Raw genomic sequence first — 16,988 nt, forward strand, 5'->3', positions numbered from 1 at the left:
GCCGCCGGTACGCCCGGCTGGGCGTACGGGTTGGGCGCGGCGCCGTACGGTCCCGGAGCGGCGCCCGGCATCGGCTGCGGGGGGCGCGTAGCCCTGCTGCGGAGGCGGCGGGGCGTACCAGCCGGGCTGGCCCTGGCCGGCCACCGGCATCGGCGGCTGCGCGCCCGGCGGCAGCGGCTGCTGGAGCCCGGCCTTCTGGTCGGTGGTCGACCGGTAGTCGACGGCCCCCTGCGTCATGCGCATGTAGGCCTCCTCCAGCGAGGCCTGGTGCGGCGACAGCTCCCACAGCCGTACGTCCGCCTCGTGGGCGATGTCGCTGATGCGGGGGAGCGGCAGGCCGGTGACGCGCAGGCAGCCGTCCTGCTCGGGCAGGACGTGGCCGCCCGCCTCGGTGAGCGCGCCGGCGAGCTTCTCGCGCAGTTGCGGTTCGGTGTGCGGGGTGCGCACGCGCGCGAAGTCGGCGGAGTTCGCCGAGATGAAGTCCGTCACGCTCATGTCGGCGAGGAGTTGTCCGCGCCCGATGACGATCAGGTGGTCCGCGGTCACCGCCATCTCGCTCATGAGGTGCGAGGAGACGAACACGGTCCGCCCCTCCGCCGCCAGGGACTTCATCAGGTTGCGCACCCAGAGGATGCCCTCGGGGTCGAGGCCGTTGACCGGCTCGTCGAAGAGCAGCACCTGCGGGTCGCCGAGGAGCGCGGCGGCGATGCCGAGCCGCTGGCCCATGCCGAGGGAGAAGCCCTTGGACCGCTTCTTCGCCACGTCCTGGAGACCGACGACGCCGAGCACCTCGTCCACCCGACGGCCCGGGATGCCCGAGAGCTGGGCGAGGCTCAGCAGATGGTTGCGGGCGTGCCGGCCGCCGTGCACCGCCTTGGCGTCCAGCAGGGCGCGACCTGGCGGGGGGCGTTCGGCAGCTTCCGGTAGGGGTAGCCGCCGATCGTCACCGAGCCCGCGGTCGGGTTGTCCAGGCCGAGGATCATGCGCATCGTCGTCGACTTGCCCGAGCCGTTGGGCCCGAGGAAGCCGGTGACGGCACCGGGCCGCACCTGGAAGGAAAGGTTGTACACAGCGGTCTTGTCGCCGTAGCGCTTGGTCAGGCCGACTGCCTCGATCATGCTCCGCACCCATCGAAAGGTTCAGGACAGCAGGGCACACGCCCCCGTAAGGCTTAGGAGGATATCGAGGCGCTGACGGTTCCGCTCAAATCAAAGTAAAACCCAGAGCTTCACGCATCGCGTTTTTTCAGCAGCACGTATCCGCCCGCGAGCGCCGCCACCACCCAGGCCGCCATGATCGCCAGACCGCCCCAGGGGCCGTACGGGGTGTCGTCGTCGAGCGGGGTGACCACCTGCATGATCCTGCTCCCGGCCTGGTCGGGCAGGTACTGGCCGAACGTCTTCGTCGCGCCGACGTTGCCCAGGATCTGCGAGATCAGGAAGAAGAACGGCATCAGGATGCCCAGCGACAGCATCGGCGAGCGCAGCATCACGGCCACGCCCATCGAGAACACCGCGATCAGCGTCATGTAGAGACCGCCGCCGATCACCGCCCGCAGCACCCCGCTGTCGCCGATCGACGCCTTGTGCTCGCCGAGCATGGCCTGCCCGAGGAAGAACGCGACGAAGCTGGTCGCCATCGCGACGACGAGGGCGAGCCCGGTCGCCACCGCGATCTTGCTGAACAGGAAGGTGCCGCGCTGCGGAACCGCCGCCAGCGAGGTGCGGATCATGCCGGTGCTGTACTCGTTGCCCACCACGAGCACCCCGAACACGATCATGGCGAGCTGGCCGAGACTCATCCCGGCGAAGCTGATGAACGTCGGGTCGAAGGAGAGCTGGTCGCCCCGGCTCATGTCGTCGAACTCGCTCTTCGACAGCGCCGAGATCAGCATGCCGAGAGCGATGGTGACCACCACGGCGAGGGAGAGCGTCCAGACGGTGGACGCCACGGAACGGATCTTCGTCCACTCCGAACGGATGACCTGGGTCGCCGCCATCTCAGTCCTTCCTCCATCCGTCGCCCCACGGCTCCCGCTGCTCCTGCTCCAGGGGGGCGTCGCTGTGCGCGTGGTACTCGACCGACTCCGCGGTCAACCGCATGAACGCCTCCTCCAGGGAGGCCCGCTGCGGGCTCAGCTCGTGCAGCACGATCTGGTGCTGCGCGGCCAGCTCGCCGATCCGCTCCGACTTGCTGCCGTCCACCTCCAGCACCTCGCCGCCGGCCTCCACGACCGTGATCCCCGCACCGTGCAGCACATCGAGCAGCCGCTCCCGCTGCGGCGTGCGGATCCGGACGTACGACCGTGAGTTCTGGGCGATGAAATCGGCCATCGAGGTGTCGGCGAGCAGCCGGCCCTGGCCGATGACGACGAGGTGGTCGGCGGTCAGCGCCATCTCGCTCATGAGGTGCGACGACACGAACACCGTCCGGCCCTGCGCGGCCAGCGATTTCATCAGGTTGCGGATCCAGTGGATGCCCTCGGGGTCGAGACCGTTGACCGGCTCGTCGAACATCAGGATCCGCGGATCACCGAGCAGGGCGCCCGCGATGCCCAGCCGCTGCCCCATGCCCAGCGAGAAGCCCTTGGCCTTCTTCCTCGCCACCGACGTCAGACCGACGGTCTCCAGCACCTCGTGCACCCGGCTGCTGGGGATGCCGTTGCTCTGCGCCAGGCACAGCAGGTGGTTGAAGGCGCTGCGCCCGCCGTGCATGGCCTTGGCGTCCAGCAGGGCGCCGATGTACTTCAGCGGGTCCTTGAGCCGGTCGTAGTGCTGTCCGTCGATCCGGACGTCCCCGGCGGTCGGCCGGTCCAGGCCGAGCATCATCCGCATGGTGGTGGACTTCCCGGCGCCGTTCGGACCGAGGAAGCCCGTGACGATGCCGGGTCTGACGGCGAAGGTCAGGTTGTTGACCGCCACCTTCTCGCCGTACCGCTTGGTCAGGCCCTCGAGCTCGATCATGCCGCCACGCTAGGACCGGTGCGCGGCCGGTGCCAACCCCGGCGGGCGAACGGCGGCCGAAGCGCACGTGAAAGGCGCGGCCTGCAAGGGCCACCCGCACGAGGGGAGCGGCCGACGGGGGGAGCGGCTCGCGTGAGGGGAGCGGGCCGCGTGAGGGGAGCGGCCCATGCGAGGGGAGCGGCCCGCGCGAAAGGGGCGGCGGGCCGAAACCCCACCGCCCCTCACCTCGCTCGGGTGACTACCGGGTCTGCTGCGCCGGCACACCGCGGGAGATCGGCTCGTCCTCGGTCGGGGAGCCGGTCGCGGCGACCGCGGCGCCCGTGAGGGTGGCGAGCATCTCGCGCACGTTCGTCAGCTGGGCGTTGATCGAGTCGCGGCGGTTGGTGAGAGCCGCCAGCTCGCGCTCCGATTCCGAACGGATGCGGTCCGCCTTGGCGTTGGCGTCGGCCACGATGTCCTCGGCCTGGCGCTGCGCCGTCTCGACGGTCTGACGGGCCCGGCGCTCGGCGTCCGTGCGCAGCTTCTCCGCCTCCAGACGCAGCTGCTCCGCGCGGTGCTCGATCTCCGCGAGACGCTTCTCCGCCTTCTGCTGACGGGACGCCAGGTCGCGCTCGGACTGCTCGCGGCGCTTGGCGAGGTTCGTCTCGAAGTCGGCGGCGGCCTGAGCGGCCTTGGCGCGGGTCTCCTCGAAGAGGGCGTCGGCCTCCTCGCGCTTCTGCTGCGCGTCCTTCTGGGCCTCGGAACGCAGCTGGGAGGCGTCGCTCTTGGCCTTCTCGATGACCCGGACGCCCTCGTCCTCGGCCTTGGCCTTGCGCTCCGCGGCGAACGACTCCGCGTCGTTGCGGACCTGCTGGGCCGCCGACTCGGCCAGCTCGCGGTGCTGCTCGGCCGCGCGACGGGCCTCCTCGCGCAGATCCTTGGCCTCCTCCTCGGCGAGGCGGAGGATCTTCTCGACACGCGCGCCGAGACCGGCGTACGACGGCTCGGAGTCGCTTACCTGGGCCTGGGCGTTCTGTGTCTCGAGGTGAAGCTCCTCGATGCGCTTTTCCAGAGCAGTGATACGGGCCAGAGCGCTGTCACGGTCGGAGACGAGCTTCGAGATGCGTTCGTCCACCTGAGCGCGGTCGTACCCACGCCGCACAAGCTCGAAGCCGTAGGGGGAAGTGTCGCTCATGGGGTTCCTGTCGAATGAGACCGGTGAGGTGATAGGTGGAATCCTAGGGGCCGAAGCGGTGTGTCATCGAGCGGATGCGCGTTTGATACGGAGAATGAGACCCCTTTTGGGTGGCTGAGCGTCAGACGGCTTGCCAAGGACTTGGGCAAAGGCCCCAGACTTCAACGGAACGCGCCCCTCCCGCTAGTGGTCCGAGGACTTGCCACCCGATCGTGGAGCGCCCACCGTCGCACCGGCCTTGACACCGCTGTCCTTGGCGGCCGGCGGGGCCTCGAAGGACTCCAGCGCCTCCAGGACGTCCTGGACGCGCGAGATCTCGGCGTTGATGTCCTCGCGGCGCCGCACCAGGACCTCCAGCTCGCGCTTGCCCTCCTCGACCGTGCGCCGGGCCTCGCGGATCGCCTCGGCCTTGAGCTCCTCGGCCTCGCGAACCAGCGTGGCCTTCTTCTGCTCGGCCTCCTTGAGGAGCCCCTCGGCCTTCTTCACGGCGGCGATCCGGACCTTGCCGGCCTCCGAGTTGGCCTCCGACACCAGCTCCTTGGCCTTCGCCTGAGCCTTGCCCAACTGCTCCTCGGCCGCCTTGATGAGCGCGTCGCAGCGGTCGCCGGTCGACCTCATCGTCTCGGCGGCCTCGCGGCGGGCCCGGTCGTGCAGCTCCTCGATCTCGGAGGTGATGCGGTCGCGCAGCTCCTCCGCCCGCTCCCTTATGGCGGTCGCGTCCCGGCGGGCGCCGACGAGCAGCTCGTCCGCGTCCGTACGGGCCTTCTCCACCCGCGAGTTGCCCTCGACCGTCGCCTCGGCGACGAGCCGGTCCGCCTCGGAACGGGCCGCGCCGACCATCGTGTCGGCCTGTGCCTCCGCCTCCGCGGTGGTCTTCAGCGCCTGCTGCTGCGCCTCGGCGAGCAGCTTGTCCGCCTCGGCGGCGGTCTCCGTGATGAGCGTGTCGACCTGCTCGGCGGCCTCGGAGCGCCGCTTGTTGGCCTCCTTGCGGGCCTCGTCCAGCGTCGAGTCGGCCTCGTCGCGGGCCACGCTCAGCATGCGGTCGGCGTCCGCCGCCGCCTCCCTCTTGACCCGCTCGGCCTCGGCCCGCACCCGCTCGGCGTGCTGGCGCGCGGAACCCACCGTCTCGGCGGCCTCGGCACGCAGCCGTTCCGCGTCGCCGGAGGCGTCCCCGATGAGCTTCTCCGCCCTCGCCACCGACTCGGCGCGCAGCCGCTCGGCCTCCGCGATGGTCTCCGACTGGAGCCGCTCGGCCTCGGCGATGGTCTCCGTCTGGAGCCGCTCCGCCTCCGAACGCGCCTCCGTGATGAGGGTGTCGGCCTGCGTCGCCGCGTCCGACCGGATGCGGTTGGCGTCGTCCCGGGCCTCGGCCCGGGTGCGCGACGCGTCCTGCTCGGCCTGCGCGATGGTGTCCGAGGCCTCCGTGCGCACCCGCTGGGCGTGCGCGGACGCCTCCGAACGCAGCCGCTCCGCCTCCGCGATCGCGTCGCCGACGGTCCGTTCGGCCAGCGCGCGGGCGGCCTCCGTCTCCTCGCTCGCCTCGCGCCGCAGCCGGCTCGCGTCCTCCGAGGCCCGCTCCCGCTCGGAGTAGGCGTCGGCGCGGACCCGGTCCGCCTCCTCCTCGGCCTCCCGGCGGGTACGGTCCGCCGCGTGCTCGGCGGCGGAACGCAGCCCAGTGATCTCCTCCTGCGCCTGTTCGTGCAGCCCGGCCACGGAGTCCCGTACCTGCTGCGCGTGCTGCTCGGCCGCCGACACCATCTCGGTGGCCCGCCGGTCGGCCTCCTCCACCAGCCGTACGGCCTCGGCCTGGGCGTCCTCCACGCGCTTGCGCGCCGACGCCAGCAGCTCCTCGCTCTGCTCGCGGGCCCGCTGACGCTCCTGGTCGGCCTCCTGGCGGGCCGCGCCGAGGTAGTCCTCGGCCTCGTGGCGGCGCCGGGTGGCCTCCTCCTGGGCGGCGGCCAGCGTCTCGGACGCCTCGGCGGCCAGCCGCTCGGCGGCGGCCTGCGCCTCCGCGCGCACCCGGTTCGCGGTGTCCTGCGCCTCCGTCCGCAGCCGCTCCGCCTCGGCGGCGGCCTCCGACCGCAGCCGTACGGCGACGGACTCGCCCTCGGCCCGGGAGACGGACGCGTCGGCGGCGGCCTCGGTGCGCAGCCGCTCGGCCTCGGTCTCGGCCTGCTGCTGGAGCGTACGGATCCGCTCGGCGGCCTCGGTGCGCAGCCGCTCGATCTCCTCGGCGGCCTCGCGGCGGATCCGCGCGGCCTCCTCGCGGGCGTCGGTGAGCGCCTGCTCGGCGGCGGCGAGCCGGGTCTCCGCCTCGGTGTGCAGCCGGGTCAGCTCCTCGGCGGCCTCGGCCCGACGGGCCTCGACGGCGCGCTCGGCCTCCTCGCGCAGGGCGAGCGCGGCCCGCTCGGCGTCCGCCGTGATGATCTCGGCGGACTCGACGGCCTCGGCGCGGTGCCGCTCGGCCTCCTTGCGGGTGCGCTCCAGCGTCTCCTCGGCCTGCCGGCGCAGCGAGGTGGCCCGCTCGATGGCCTCCGTGCGGACCTTCTCGCTGTCCGCGGTGGCCTTCTGGCGCAGCTCGTCGGCGTCCTGACGGGCCTTCGCCAGCAGTTCCTCGGCGGTCTTGGCCGCCTCCTCGATCTGCTGGACGGCCTCCTTGCGGGCCTCCGCGCGGATCTTCTCGCCCTCGGCGACCGCGTCGGCGCGCAGCTGCTCGGCCTCGCCGCGCAGCCGGCGGGCCTCCTCCTGGAGTTCGACCGTCTTGGCCCGGTACTCCTTGGTGTCGTCCTTCGCCGCGCCCTTGAGCTGCTCGGCGATGTCGTGCGCCTCGGCACGCAGCCGGTCGGCCTCGGTCTCCGCCTCCCGGCGGATCCGCTCGGCCTCCTCGGCGGCGGCCCTGGTGGTGCGCTGCGCGTCCTCCTGCGCCTTGTTGAGGACGTCCTCGGCGGTCTTGGCCGCCTTCGACAGCTGGGTGGCGCTCTCCTCGGCGGTGAGCGTGCGGGCCTTCTCGGCGGCCTCGGCGAGGACCTTCTCGGCCTCGGCGCGGGCGTCGGCGACCAGCTGCTCGGCGTCCGCCTTGGTGGCCTCGGCCTCCTTGGTGGCCTCGCTGACCAGCCGGGCGACCTGTTCCTTTGCCGTACGCGTGCGCTGTTCGTTGGCGGACTCGGCGCCGGAGAGGGCCTTCTCGGCGGCGGCCTTGGCCTCCGCGACGACCTTCTCGGCCTCGGACTGCGCCTTGCGCAGCGCCTCCTCCGCCTCGGCCATGCGCTGCTCGGCGGTGCGGCTCAGCTCGGTCGCCTGCCGACGGGCCGCGTCGGACTCGGTGGCCGTGGAGCTGCGCAGCGCCTCGGCGTGGTCGGTGGCCTCCTGGGCCTGGGTGGAGGCGGCGTTCAGCAGGCGCTCGGCGTCCGTGCGGGCGCGGCGCAGCAACTGCTCGGCCTCGGCGCGAGCCGCCTCGGCGTCGCTCTGCAGACGCTGCCGGGCCTCCGTGGTGACCCGCTCGGCCTCGGCGCGCGCGGCCGCCAGGGCCTGCTCGGCCTCGGCGCGCGACTCCTCCAGCAGACGGCGGGCCTGCGCCTCGGTGCGGGCCCGCAGTTGCTCGGCCCACGCCACGTTCTCGTTGACGTGCGACTCGACGGTCTGCCGGCGCTCCGCCAGCTCCTGGTCGAGCTGCTGGCGGCGGGTGACCGCCTCCTGGTGCAGCTCCGCCTGGAGCCGGGCCGCCTGTTCGGCGTGCTCCTGGAGGATGCGCTGGGTCTGCGAGCGGGCCTGGCTCAGCTCGCGTTCGGCATCGGCGCGCAGCTGGTCGGCCTGCATCTGCGCATTGCGCAGCAACTGTTCGGCCTGGTAGCCGAGGTCCCCGCCGTCGAAGGAGGGCCGGGACATGATGGTGCGCCGCGCCTCGTGCAACTTGGCGCGCAGCACCTCGACCTGGTAGCCGAGGTCCTCGGCGTGCTGGATCGCCTTTTCCCGCTCGGTCTTCAGCCGCTTCATCTCGGCTTCGAACCGCGTGAGGTGGTCGACGTCAGCCGCCGGCTCCCGCTCCTGGCTCTCGTAGCCCCGCACTGCGCGGTCCCATCCGTCCCCTGGTCGCAAGCTTCTCCGTACGAGCTCCGTCCATCCGCCGGACGGGGCCCCCGGGGAATGGTGTCAGATCATTGGCGGAGCACGGGCTGCTGCCCCGACGCTCGTCCCCCGAAACCCGGACCCCGGACGGGTCCTGCCGACATGACGGCAGGACACCGGTCGCCCTGGCTGGAGCGGCGACGACCCCAACCCTACCGGCCCATATGTACGAGGGTCAGTGCTCAGGTGACTCAACGGGCGCCGAAGTGACCAGTTCTGTCAGGACTCCGTGGCAATCCTTTGGATGAAGGAAGGTGATTCGTGACCCCATGGAGCCGCGTCGGGGCTCTTCGTACAGCACGCGTACCCCCTTGTCGCGGATGTCCGCCGCGTCCCCGTCGACATCCGCCGTACCGAAAGCGATGTGATGGACGCCCTCGCCGTTCTTCGCCAGCCACTTCCCGACGGCGGAGTCCTCCCGCGTCGGTTCCAGGAGCTGGAGGTACGAGGCGCCCCCGTCGGACGTATCGTTGATCTTGAGCATGGCCTCGCGTACGCCCTGCTCCTCGTTGACCTCGGAGTGGAAGACCTCGAAGCCGTACGTGGCCCGGTAGAACTCGACGGTGGCGTCGAGGTCGTGGCAGGCGATCCCGATGTGGTCGATTCGCGTCAGCATGGTGTCAGTGCAGCGCGGCGGACGTGGTTACGCAACGTGCGCGCGATCACACCCACGGCCCGATGACGGGTGAAGTACCGGTCAGTACATTCGAAGTAAACCCTCGTTCACTCCTCGGCCCGTGCAAGGCCGGTAAGGGGATCGCAGCTCATGACTGGAACCAACAGCACGACCTCGGTGATCGTCGCGGGCGCCCGGACGCCCATGGGACGGTTGCTGGGCTCGCTGAAGTCCTTCTCCGGAGCCGACCTCGGCGGCTTCGCGATCAAGGCCGCTCTCGACCGTGCGGGGATCGGCGGCGACCAGGTGCAGTACGTGATCATGGGCCAGGTGCTCCAGGCCGGCGCGGGCCAGATCCCGGCCCGGCAGGCCGCGGTCAAGGCCGGCATCCCGATGAGCGTCCCGGCGCTCACCGTCAACAAGGTGTGTCTGTCCGGCCTCGACGCCATCGCGCTGGCCGACCAGCTGATTCGAGCGGGTGAGTTCGACATCGTGGTGGCGGGCGGTCAGGAGTCCATGACCAACGCCCCCCACCTGCTGCCGAAGTCCCGCGAGGGCTTCAAGTACGGCGCGATCGAGATGCTCGACGCGATGGCGTACGACGGGCTGACCGACGCCTTCGAGAACATCGCCATGGGCGAGTCCACCGAGAAGCACAACACGCGCCTGGGCATCGCCCGCCCCGAGCAGGACGAGATCGCCGCGCTGTCCCACCAGCGGGCCGCCGCCGCGCAGAAGAACGGCCTGTTCGAGGCCGAGATCACGCCGGTGGAGATCCCGCAGCGCAAGGGCGAGCCGGTCGTCTTCAGCAAGGACGAGGGCATCCGCCCCGAGACCACCGCCGAGTCGCTCGGCAAGCTCCGCCCGGCCTTCGCCAAGGACGGCACCATCACCGCCGGCTCGGCCTCGCAGATCTCCGACGGTGCCGCGGCCGTGGTCGTGATGAGCAAGGCCAAGGCGCAGGAACTGGGCCTGGAGTGGATCGCCGAGATCGGCGCCCACGGCAATGTGGCGGGCCCGGACAACTCGCTCCAGTCGCAGCCCTCCAACGCCATCCTGCACGCCCTGGAGAAGGACGGCCTGGAGGTCTCCGACCTCGACCTCGTCGAGATCAACGAGGCCTTCGCCGCCGTGGCCGTGCAGTCGATGAAGGACCTCGGGGTGTCGACGGAAAAGGTGAACGTCAACGGCGGCGCCATCGCCCTCGGCCACCCCATCGGCATGTCCGGCGCCCGGCTCGTGCTGCACCTGGCCCTGGAGCTGAAGCGGCGGGGCGGCGGCATCGGCGCGGCCGCCCTGTGCGGCGGCGGCGGCCAGGGGGACGCGCTGATCCTGCGGGTACCCAAGGCCTGAGTTCCCTGTACGTCATTACCCGAACGGAGCTGTGATGCAGGACGTCTCCTCGCTGGTCGCCCAGGCCAGGGAAGGCCGGCCCCGGGCCGTGGCCCGGCTGATCTCCCTGGTGGAGGGGGCGTCGCCGCAGCTCAGGGAGGTCATGGCGGCGCTGGCCCCGCTGACCGGCAACGCCTACGTGGTGGGCCTCACCGGCTCGCCCGGCGTCGGCAAGTCGACGTCCACGTCCGCGCTGGTCACGGCGTACCGCAAGCAGGGCAGACGGGTGGGCGTCCTGGCCGTCGACCCGTCCTCGCCGTTCTCCGGCGGCGCCCTGCTCGGCGACCGCGTCCGGATGTCGGAGCACGCCTCCGACCCCGGCGTCTACATCCGCTCCATGGCCACCCGCGGCCACCTCGGCGGGCTGGCCTGGTCGGCCCCGCAGGCCATCCGGGTGCTCGACGCGGCGGGCTGCGAGGTGATCCTCGTCGAGACGGTCGGCGTCGGCCAGTCGGAGGTCGAGATCGCCTCGCAGGCGGACACCAGCGTGGTGCTCCTCGCCCCCGGCATGGGCGACGGCATCCAGGCCGCCAAGGCCGGGATCCTCGAGATCGGCGACGTGTACGTCGTCAACAAGGCCGACCGTGACGGCGCCGACGCCACCGCCCGCGAGCTGAACCACATGCTGGGCCTCGGCGAGTCCCGCGGCCCCGGCGACTGGCGGCCGCCGATCGTGAAGACGGTCGCCGCCCGTGGTGAGGGCATCGACGAGGTCGTCGAGGCGCTGGAGAAGCACCGCGCCTGGATGGAGGAGCACGGCGTCCTCGCCGAGCGCCGCCGCGCCCGCGCGGCCCGCGAGGTCGAGACGATCGCCGTGACCGCCCTGCGCGAGCGCATCGGCGACCTGCACGGCGACCGCCGGCTCAGCACACTCGCGGAGAAGATCGTCGCCGGCGAACTCGACCCGTACCGGGCGGCGGACGAACTGGTGACGGGCCTGACCCGGGGGCAGTGAGGCGAGCGGCGCCGACTCGGCGGCGCCGCCGGCACCTTGACCGCGTGTTCCTCTTCCTGGCGTAGGGCCCACCCCGCCACGGACCGGTCGGCCGGACCGGCCGCCGTGGCCCTCAGGGGTCCCCTTCTCCCGCCTCGCGTCGCGGAACTCACCCGTCTCCAAGCACCTCTCGCGGTCCGCACCGTGCCGCCGTGCTCCGCGTCCCGCACGCCCGCCGCATCCTTGCGGCGGGCCCCGCCGGCCTCGGTGCTGCGACCCGGCGTGCCGCCGCCCGCGCCGCCCAGGCGCGCCGTCGCCCGGCCGGCGAGAGCGCCTGCGGGGGTGAGCAGGCCCCGACCGCCGACCGCGGCGGAGTTCCGCTCGGCGCTCGCGGCCTGCGCCGCACCTTCGCCGCCGCCCTCGGCGGACGGCTCGCGTACGGCCTCGTCCCCTTCTCGCCGCTGTCCGCGCGACCGGCTCCCACATCGCCACCGTCCGCGCGACCGGCTCCTACGCCGTCGCCGGCACCGTCCTGGCCCTCTTCGGGGCCTTCGCCGTCGTCCTGATGCCGCTGCGCGTGTCCCTCGTCGACCGCCACGGCCCCCGGCGCGCCCTGCCGCCTACGACCGCCCCGCACGCCGTACCGCTGGGCGCGTCGGCCGACGTGACCTGGCGCCCGGGAGCCCAGCCGGTGGTGCTCGGCGCACTCGCCGCGCTCGCCGGAGCCTGCGCGCCTCCGCCGGGTCCCGTCACGGCGCTGGTGACGGCGGCGGTGGCGGGGACGGTGGGCCGATCGGGTGGAGCGAGGGGGACGGGTCTCAGTCGTCGTCGCCGGTCTCGTCCTGGCCGTCGTCGTCGCGGACCGCCGTGAGCTTGGCGTCGTCCAGGGCGACGTTCCAGTCGCGCTCCTCGGCCGACGAGCCGTCGGTCTCCACCTCCCAGGCTCCGGCGCCGTCGGCCTCCAGGTCGACGGAGGTGACGAAGCCCTTCGTGGTGGCCTTCTCGGCGGCCTCGGCGGCGGTGACACCCGTGCCCCTGAGCAGGGTGCGGGCCTCGCGGACGTCGTCGGCGTCGTCGCCGGCGGTGTGCGTGCCGAGGACGCGGCCCGTCGCCGGGTCGACGAGGACGTCGTACGAGGTCGTGCCGGTGCCCAGGATCTCGACCTCCCAGCCGCGGTCGTCGTCCCCGGCCTCCGTGTCGAGGTCGGCGGAGACCGCCGTGCCCGGCCGGCCTTCAACGCCGCCGCGATCGCCTCGGCCGCGCTCACGTCGGCGGAGCCGGGTGCCTCGGCCGCCGGCCGTGCGGTCCGGACGTCCGCCGTCGTACCGCGTGCGTCGTCGTCCGCGAAGGCGACCGCGGTGCCTCCGCCGATCGCGACGGACGCGACGACGGCGGCGATGACGAGCTTGCGCTTCATGGGTTTCCTCCCGCTGAGATGCTGATTGGTTCCGTCTGCTTCGGTTGCGACGGGGACCACGCTGCCCGAGCCGACCTGAAGGCACGCTGAAGCAACCTGAAGATCGCTTCAGGCGGGGTTTGCGACCCTGGTGGCATGCGCCTGCTGATCGTCGAGGACGAACGCCGTCTCGCCCTCGCCCTCGCCAAGGGTCTGACCGCCGAGGGCTTCGCCGTGGACGTCGTCCACGACGGCCTGGAGGGTCTGCACCGCGCGGGCGAGTCGCCGTACGACCTGCTCGTCCTCGACATCATGCTGCCCGGCATGAACGGCTACCGGGTCTGTTCCGCCCTGCGCGCCGCCGGGAACGACGTCCCGATCCTCATGCTCACCGCCAAGGACGGCGAGTACGACGAGGCGGAGGGTCTGGACACGGGCGCGGACGACTACCTCACCAAACCGTTCTCCTACGTCGTCCTCGTGGCCCGGGTGAAGGCGCTGCTGCGGCGCCGAGGGCAGGGCGCCGGGGCCTCTCCGGTGCACGTGCTCGGCGAGCTGAGGGTGGACACCGCGGCCCGCCGGGTGTTCCTGCGCGGCGACGAGACGGCGCTCACCGCCAAGGAGTTCGCCGTCCTGGAGCAGCTCGTGGTGCGGGCGGGGGAGGTGGTCTCGAAGACCGAGATCCTGGACCACGTCTGGGACTTCGCCTACGACGGCGACCCCAACATCGTCGAGGTCTACGTCAGCGCGCTGCGCCGCAAGCTGGGTGCCGGACTCATCCGCACGGTCCGCGGCGCCGGATACCGGCTGGAGCGGGCGGAGGCGGGCCGGTGAGACGCCGTCTCGGATCCGTCCGGGCGCGTGCCACCCTGGGCACCACGCTCGTCGTCGCCGTGGCGCTGCTCGCCGCCGGGACGGCCGTCCTGCTGTCGCTGTGGACGAACCTGAGCGGCCAGGCGGGCACCCGGGCGGAACGCACCGCGCGCGAGGTCGCCGCCGAACTCGCCGCCGGACAGCCCTACCGCGAGCTGTCCCTGGACGACGACGACCGGCCCGTCCAGGTCGTCACCGAGGACGGGACCCTGGTCGCGGTCAGCGAGCACCTGGAGCGGATCAGCGGGACGGGGACGGACACGGTGCGCCCGGCGACCGCCCCCGCCGCCGCGGGTGGTGACGGGGACGGGGACGACGACTCCGTCGGGGCCTCCGCGCCGGAGCCCGGCGAGATCGCCGAGGACCCCTCCTACAGCGACGGCTCCGCCACCGTGGACGGCGACAGCGCCGACTACCGCTTCGCCGCCGTCGAGGTCGAGACGGAGGACCGCGGCACCCTCACCGTGTACGCGGGAGCGCCGCTGTCCACCGAGCGCACCGCCGTCCGCACCGCGCTCACCGTCATGCTGACCGGCTTTCCGCTGCTGCTGGCCGTCGTGGCGGGCGTGACCTGGCTGATGACCCGGCGGGCTCTGCGCCCGGTCGAGGGCATCCGGCGCGAGATGGCCGCGATCACCGCCTCCGCGGACCTCGCCCGGCGGGTGCCCGAGCCGGACACCCACGACGAGGTCGCCCGGCTCGCGCGCACCACGAACGAGACGCTGGCCGCGCTGGAGGCGGCCGTGGAACGGCAGCGCCGCTTCGTCGCCGACGCCTCCCACGAACTGCGCAGCCCCATCGCCTCGCTGCGCACCCAGCTCGAGGTGGGCGCCGCGCACCCGGAGTTGCTGGACGTGCCGGGCGCCGTCGAGGACACCGTGCGACTCCAGAACCTGGCCGCCGACCTGCTGCTGCTGGCCCGGCTGGACGCGGGGGAGCGGCCCGTGGACAGCCGGGTCGACCTGGCCGCGCTGGCGCGGGAGGAGGCGGCCGGCCGGGTCCGGGTGACCGTGGACGCGGAGCCGGCGGAGGTGTCCGGATCGCCGGGGCAGTTGCGACGGGTCCTGGCCAACCTGCTCGACAACGCGCAGCGGCACGCCCGCGAGGCGGTCACGGTGACCGTGCGGCGGGAGGGCGGGCGCGCTGTCGTCGCGGTCGCCGACGACGGGGAGGGCGTGCCCGAGGCGGACCGGGAACGGGTCTTCGAGCGGTTCGTCCGGCTCGACGCGGCCCGTAGCCGTGACGACGGCGGGGCGGGTCTCGGCCTGGCCATCGCCCGCGACGTGGCCGTACGCCACGGAGGCACCCTCACGGTCCGTGGGACGCCGGGAGGCGGAGCCCTGTTCGAGCTCCGCCTCCCGACGGTCCGGCCGCTTCAATAGAGCCGCTTCAATAGAGCCGCTTCAATAGAGCCGCTTCGACAGAGCCGCTTCGGTGGAGCGGCTTCGGTCGAGCCGCTCGGGTCGTGCGGCTTGGGTCCCGCGGCTTCGGTTCAGCCGCTCACGGACGTCCCCGCTGCTCGCGGAGGTGGTCCGCGATGGGGGTCAGGGCCTTGTCGAGTTCCGCCAGGGCCTCGGTGGAGAGGAGGTCGATGAAGTGCCGCCGCACCGATGACACATGGTGGGGCGCGACCTTCCGCATCGTCTCCATGCCGTGCTCGGTGAGGACCGCGTACAGACCGCGGCGGTCGGACTCGCAGTTCTCCCGGCGCACCAGATGGGCGTTCTCCATGCGCGTGATCTGGTGCGAGAGACGGCTCTTGGACTGGAGGGTGGCGGACGCGAGGTCGCTCATCCGCATCCGCACGTCCTCCGACTCGGAGAGGTTCACCAGGATTTCGTAGTCGTTCATGGTCAGCCCGAACGGCTGAAGATCCTTTTCAAGCTGGTACGTCAACAGCCTGTTGACCTCCAGGTGGGTGCGCCAGGCGCACTGCTCCGCTTCGGTCAGCCAGCGCGTGGCCGTTTCGGTCTCCATAAGTGAAGTCTACCTAAAATGTTGAAAGGCGAACTACTGGGGGTGGTGTGACAGTGCGCACGCGTTCGATGTCACTCTCAGCAGACTACCGCTCACAGCCCGAAGCGACGCTGGAGGTCTCCCAGCTGTCCGGGAAGACGCGGTGCGCCGCCTTGCCCCGTGGGCCCGCCCGGCCCACCTCCGCCGGGCACCCCCGGCTCGTGCGGAACCGCTCCCGTGGCCTGCTCCGGCATGAGCGTCTCCGTGGACTGGAGCAGCACCGTGCCGGCGCCCACGAACTCGAACTGGTGCTCCTCGCCGGAAGCCCCGCCCAGGCCCGTCAGTGCACGTAGACCGCCCATCAAGCCCGTCATGTACCCGTGGTCGTAGTGATGGCACGGGGACGGGCAGTCGGCCCAGCCGACGAGCGCCTGCGGGTCCACCCGGATCGGGGGTTCCATGAACACCACCGGCCCGTTAGATGCGGCGACGAACTTTCCGGTTCCGATCAGTGTCAGAAAACCTGGAACGATCGACTGCTTCAGCGCGAGAGTTGGCTGAAAAGCGAGCAGATTGCCCGAGCGAATGGTCAGGTTGCCGTCTTCCAGGTCGTACGAATTCACGTCGAAGGCCCGGTCGGCGAGCAGCATCTTGCCCGAGCCCTCCGCCACGACCCAGTCGCTCGCGTGCAGAGGCGAATGGAACGACGTGCGCACCAGGCGGTCCAGCCGGCCGTGCCCGATGCCGTTGAAGTCGATCGACCCGTAGTAGGCGATCATCTTCCCCTTCTGGAGGAACCACTGGCTCCCCTTCAGCTCCACGCAGAAGGTGTACGGGTTCACGTTGTCGTCGACCGGCAGGGTCGTCGGGTCGAGGACGGTGGGGCCGCCGGTGCCCGGGTAGGTGGTCACAGCTTCTCCTCCGACGCCTGGACGAACACCGTGCCGCTGCCGCTCAGTTCCAGTTGGAACGCCTCGCCCGAGCCGCGGCCCACCATGTCCCGCCAGCCCAGGGCGGTCGACAGCTTGTTGCGGACGTCGCCGTGGTGGGCGACGTAGGCCTGCGGGTCGACGTGGACCGGGCGCTGGGGGGTGATGGGGACCTCGAAGACACCGCCGTGGGCCATCACGGCGACCGAGCCGTGGCCCTTCAGGGTCGTGGTGAACAGGCCCTGGCCGCTGATCTGGCCGCGGACCATGCCCATGACGCCACCCTGCGAGCCCATGAACATGGTCCCCTGCTGGAGGGTGCCCTCGAAGGCGAGCAGGCGGTCGGCCTCTACGTAGAGCGTCTCGCCGGTGAGGTCGATGACCTGCACGTGGTGGCCGCCGTGTCCGAACAGGACGGTGCCGCTGCCCTCGACGGACATCAGGGGAGTGTCCTCGTTCGCCATGCGGCGGCCGATCATCGACATCACACCGCCCTGGCCACCCTGCACGTTCGGGGTGAAGGACACCTCGCCCTGGTAGGCGAGCATCGCGCCGCGCTGACTGAACAGGCGCCGGCCCGGCAGCACGGTCGCCTCGACGATCCTGGAGTTGATCTCCCGGAAGGGCATG

The 16,988-nt window shown here is 72.0% G+C and carries 14 protein-coding genes and 1 pseudogene; 5 read left to right on the forward strand and 10 right to left on the reverse strand.

What is annotated here, in order from left to right:
- From BM536_RS35640 to mce, 6 genes and pseudogenes are all read right to left on the reverse strand, one after another.
- Positions 1 to 1,118 (reverse strand): annotated as a pseudogene (locus BM536_RS35640) (ABC transporter ATP-binding protein); the annotation flags it as partial.
- Positions 1,119 to 1,228: 110 nt separating this feature from the next.
- The gene (locus tag BM536_RS35645) at positions 1,229 to 1,999 is read right to left on the reverse strand and encodes an ABC transporter permease (RefSeq protein ID WP_073499628.1); all 771 of its coding nucleotides are present in this window, start codon (positions 1,997 to 1,999) and stop codon (positions 1,229 to 1,231) included.
- A gap of 1 nt (position 2,000) precedes the next feature.
- Complete coding sequence (locus tag BM536_RS35650) at positions 2,001 to 2,963, reverse strand: ABC transporter ATP-binding protein (RefSeq protein ID WP_073499629.1); 963 nt, start codon at positions 2,961 to 2,963, stop codon at positions 2,001 to 2,003.
- Between the two features lie 238 nt (positions 2,964 to 3,201).
- Complete coding sequence (locus tag BM536_RS35655) at positions 3,202 to 4,137, reverse strand: coiled-coil domain-containing protein (protein WP_073499631.1); 936 nt, start codon at positions 4,135 to 4,137, stop codon at positions 3,202 to 3,204.
- A 183-nt stretch (positions 4,138 to 4,320) separates the two neighbouring features.
- Entirely contained in the window at positions 4,321 to 8,202 is a 3,882-nt protein-coding gene (scy, locus tag BM536_RS35660) for a polarized growth protein Scy (protein WP_094103967.1), read from the reverse strand.
- A 235-nt stretch (positions 8,203 to 8,437) separates the two neighbouring features.
- Positions 8,438 to 8,878 carry a methylmalonyl-CoA epimerase gene (gene mce, locus BM536_RS35665; protein ID WP_073499834.1) on the reverse strand — a complete coding sequence of 147 codons (441 nt, stop codon included), beginning with the start codon at positions 8,876 to 8,878 and terminating at the stop codon, positions 8,438 to 8,440.
- 150 nt (positions 8,879 to 9,028) lie between these two features.
- Between mce and BM536_RS35670 the strand changes: the two genes are divergently transcribed.
- From BM536_RS35670 to BM536_RS44505, 3 genes are all read left to right on the forward strand, one after another.
- The gene (locus tag BM536_RS35670; RefSeq protein WP_073499835.1) at positions 9,029 to 10,231 is read left to right on the forward strand and encodes an acetyl-CoA C-acetyltransferase; all 1,203 of its coding nucleotides are present in this window, start codon (positions 9,029 to 9,031) and stop codon (positions 10,229 to 10,231) included.
- 34 nt (positions 10,232 to 10,265) lie between these two features.
- Positions 10,266 to 11,225, forward strand: coding sequence for a methylmalonyl Co-A mutase-associated GTPase MeaB (gene meaB, locus BM536_RS35675; RefSeq protein ID WP_086767729.1), 960 nt, complete (start codon positions 10,266 to 10,268; stop codon positions 11,223 to 11,225).
- A 191-nt stretch (positions 11,226 to 11,416) separates the two neighbouring features.
- Positions 11,417 to 11,770: a hypothetical protein gene (locus tag BM536_RS44505; RefSeq protein WP_143651053.1), complete on the forward strand. Its 354-nt coding sequence runs from the start codon at positions 11,417 to 11,419 to the stop codon at positions 11,768 to 11,770.
- A 252-nt stretch (positions 11,771 to 12,022) separates the two neighbouring features.
- Here BM536_RS44505 and BM536_RS35680 read toward each other — a convergent pair whose 3' ends face one another.
- The gene (locus BM536_RS35680) at positions 12,023 to 12,706 is read right to left on the reverse strand and encodes a PepSY domain-containing protein (RefSeq protein ID WP_245873948.1); all 684 of its coding nucleotides are present in this window, start codon (positions 12,704 to 12,706) and stop codon (positions 12,023 to 12,025) included.
- A gap of 50 nt (positions 12,707 to 12,756) precedes the next feature.
- Here BM536_RS35680 and BM536_RS35685 point away from each other — a divergent pair, with 50 nt between their 5' ends.
- Both BM536_RS35685 and BM536_RS35690 read left to right on the forward strand, forming a co-directional pair.
- The gene (locus BM536_RS35685; RefSeq protein ID WP_073494674.1) at positions 12,757 to 13,434 is read left to right on the forward strand and encodes a response regulator transcription factor; all 678 of its coding nucleotides are present in this window, start codon (positions 12,757 to 12,759) and stop codon (positions 13,432 to 13,434) included.
- Positions 13,431 to 14,855 (forward strand): sensor histidine kinase, encoded by a 1,425-nt coding sequence (locus tag BM536_RS35690; RefSeq protein WP_094103968.1) that lies wholly within the window; start codon positions 13,431 to 13,433, stop codon positions 14,853 to 14,855. The genes BM536_RS35685 and BM536_RS35690 overlap by 4 nt, the downstream gene beginning before the upstream one ends.
- A gap of 118 nt (positions 14,856 to 14,973) precedes the next feature.
- Here BM536_RS35690 and BM536_RS35695 read toward each other — a convergent pair whose 3' ends face one another.
- The 3 genes from BM536_RS35695 to BM536_RS35705 form a co-directional block, all read right to left on the reverse strand.
- Positions 14,974 to 15,450, reverse strand: a complete 477-nt coding sequence (locus BM536_RS35695) for a MarR family winged helix-turn-helix transcriptional regulator (RefSeq protein WP_073494672.1) — start codon at positions 15,448 to 15,450, stop codon at positions 14,974 to 14,976.
- Between the two features lie 92 nt (positions 15,451 to 15,542).
- Entirely contained in the window at positions 15,543 to 16,340 is a 798-nt protein-coding gene (locus BM536_RS35700; protein ID WP_073494670.1) for an AIM24 family protein, read from the reverse strand.
- Positions 16,337 to 16,987, reverse strand: a complete 651-nt coding sequence (locus tag BM536_RS35705) for an AIM24 family protein (RefSeq protein WP_073494669.1) — start codon at positions 16,985 to 16,987, stop codon at positions 16,337 to 16,339. The genes BM536_RS35700 and BM536_RS35705 overlap by 4 nt, the downstream gene beginning before the upstream one ends.
- Position 16,988: the final 1 nt, after the last annotated feature.

This window comes from Streptomyces phaeoluteigriseus, assembly GCF_001896135.2.
GTDB lineage: Bacteria > Actinomycetota > Actinomycetes > Streptomycetales > Streptomycetaceae > Streptomyces > Streptomyces phaeoluteigriseus.

Excerpts from the sequence above, each read along its gene's own strand:
- BM536_RS35645 (WP_073499628.1), bottom strand. The coding sequence starts at position 1,999 with ATGGCGGCGACCCAGGTCATCCGTTCGGAGTGGACGAAGATCCGTTCC.
- BM536_RS35650 (WP_073499629.1), bottom strand. The coding sequence starts at position 2,963 with ATGATCGAGCTCGAGGGCCTGACCAAGCGGTACGGCGAGAAGGTGGCG.
- BM536_RS35655 (WP_073499631.1), bottom strand. The coding sequence starts at position 4,137 with ATGAGCGACACTTCCCCCTACGGCTTCGAGCTTGTGCGGCGTGGGTAC.
- mce (WP_073499834.1), bottom strand. The coding sequence starts at position 8,878 with ATGCTGACGCGAATCGACCACATCGGGATCGCCTGCCACGACCTCGAC.
- BM536_RS35670 (WP_073499835.1), top strand. The coding sequence starts at position 9,029 with ATGACTGGAACCAACAGCACGACCTCGGTGATCGTCGCGGGCGCCCGG.
- meaB (WP_086767729.1), top strand. The coding sequence starts at position 10,266 with ATGCAGGACGTCTCCTCGCTGGTCGCCCAGGCCAGGGAAGGCCGGCCC.
- BM536_RS35685 (WP_073494674.1), top strand. The coding sequence starts at position 12,757 with ATGCGCCTGCTGATCGTCGAGGACGAACGCCGTCTCGCCCTCGCCCTC.
- BM536_RS35695 (WP_073494672.1), bottom strand. The coding sequence starts at position 15,450 with ATGGAGACCGAAACGGCCACGCGCTGGCTGACCGAAGCGGAGCAGTGC.
- BM536_RS35705 (WP_073494669.1), bottom strand. The coding sequence starts at position 16,987 with ATGCCCTTCCGGGAGATCAACTCCAGGATCGTCGAGGCGACCGTGCTG.